This window comes from Pantoea sp. Fr+CA_20 (assembly GCF_024520835.1).
GTDB lineage: Bacteria > Pseudomonadota > Gammaproteobacteria > Enterobacterales > Enterobacteriaceae > Pantoea > Pantoea allii.
Window position 1 is genome coordinate 1 of sequence record NZ_JALNPN010000063.1, and the last position, 271, is coordinate 271.

General features: G+C 66.4%; 1 protein-coding gene. It reads right to left on the reverse strand.

The window, feature by feature from the left end; genetic code table 11:
* The coding region (locus NR177_RS23820; protein ID WP_256853805.1) for an ABC transporter substrate-binding protein at positions 1-271 on the reverse strand (271 nt) is incomplete at both ends.

The window sequence follows — 271 nt, forward strand, 5'->3', positions numbered from 1 at the left end:
GTATTCTTCCGCGGCCAGCGTTGCGCCGGTCTTGGCCAGCGCGGCCTTGAAGGCGGCGACGCCGTCGCGGCCGAACGCATAATCCTGGCCGAGGGTGGCGATGGTGACGCCGGGCTTGCCGATCGCCACCGCGTTGGAGATGGCGTCCTGCGACGAGTTGCGGCCGGTGCGGAAGATGTAGCGATTCCATTTTTCGCCGGTGATCTGGTCGGCCACCGCCGGCTCGACGATCAGGATCTTCTTGTTCTCCTCCGCAACCGGGAGATCGGCC